The organism is Komagataeibacter kakiaceti JCM 25156 (assembly GCF_000613305.1).
Genome location: NZ_BAIO01000600.1, coordinates 1 through 1,273, shown reverse-complemented (window position 1 = coordinate 1,273; position 1,273 = coordinate 1). Strand labels below are relative to the sequence as shown.

The following is a 1,273-nucleotide window of genomic DNA, read 5'->3' as shown; positions in this document are numbered from 1 at the left end:
GCCGCAGTCCCGCGCCCACGACGCCAGCCGCCGCCAGCCCGACCCTGTCGGCGCTCGCCTCGATCCCGAAGCCACTGACATCCTGAAGGCGGGCGTACCACGATCCCTTGTCCCAGAACCCGTCTTCCGAACAGCCGATGCAGCCGTGGCCGGACTGGATGGGGAAGGAGACGCCATCATTCCAGCGCACGGTGGAACAGGCGTTGTAGGTCGTGGGCCCCTTGCAGCCGACCTTGTACAGGCAGTAGCCCTTGCGCGCGCCTTCATCATCGAAAGCCTCGACATACTGCCCGGCGTCAAAATGCGGGCGGCGATAGCATTTGTCGTGAATGCGCTGGGAATAGAACATTTTGGGCCGCCCCTGCCGGTCGAGTTCGGGCAGGCGGTCGAAGGTCTGCATATAGGTGATGACGCCTGTCATCACCTCCGCGATGGGAGGACAGCCCGGCACCTTGATAATCGGCTTGTCCAGAATGACCTTGTGCACCGGGGTCGCCTGCGTGGGATTGGGGCGCGCGGCCTGCACGCAGCCATAGGACGCGCATGACCCCCACGAGATGACGGCCTTGGCGCCGGACGCCACGCGCCTGAGCTGATCGACAAACGGCCTGCCGCCGATGATGCAGTACATCCCGTCCTCGTTCAGGGGGGGATTGCCCTCCACCGCCAGGATGTAGTTGCCGTGGTATTTGTCCATCACCTCATCAAGGATGGCTTCGGCCTGATGCCCGGCGGACGCATGAGCGTATCGTCATAATCCAGCGAGATCATGGACAGGATCACATCCTTGACCAGCGGATGCGCCGCGCGGATGAAACTTTCCGAGCAGCAGGTGCATTCCAGCCCATGCAGCCACAGTACCGGGGTGCGGGGCTTGGTCTCCATGGCCTCGGCGATCCGGGGCACGTATTCCGGCCCCAGACCCAGCGCGGCGGCGGTAAGCGAGCAGTATTTGACAAAGGACCGGCGCGATATGCCCTGTCGCCGCATCACATCGTAAAAAGTTTCAAGCACAGCCATGTGTGGCGTCTTCCTTCCTCGGCTGCGGATCGGCAGGGACCCGCTTTATCCTTCAGGAAGCATGAACCGTACCAGGTGGTGCCGGGCGCCCGGCACCACGGAAAACCCACGCCCGGCGAAAATCCGGTGGAAAATGCCTGACCACCCGACCGATCAGGTGCTTTCCATATACCGTACCGCCGCGATGGCCGCCTGCCCCAACGCAAGGCCGCCATCACCCGCTGGCGCAAGGCGCGGCAGTAGCACGCGCAGG

Annotated in this window: 2 protein-coding genes; both read right to left on the bottom strand. The window is 63.7% G+C overall.

Features of this window, described 5'->3' with window-relative positions; genetic code table 11:
* Positions 1-697: hydrogenase small subunit (locus JCM25156_RS25675; protein WP_457851827.1), on the bottom strand; the 697-nt coding region annotated here is incomplete at its 3' end.
* Entirely contained in the window at positions 697-1,020 is a 324-nt protein-coding gene (locus JCM25156_RS32840) for a twin-arginine translocation signal domain-containing protein (RefSeq protein ID WP_457851826.1), read from the bottom strand. The genes JCM25156_RS25675 and JCM25156_RS32840, both read right to left, overlap by 1 nt.
* Between the last annotated feature and the right edge of the window lie 253 nt (positions 1,021-1,273).

Bases quoted from the DNA above. Each gene is read 5' to 3' on its own strand.
- JCM25156_RS32840 (WP_457851826.1), bottom strand. From the start codon at position 1,020: ATGGCTGTGCTTGAAACTTTTTACGATGTGATGCGGCGACAGGGCATA.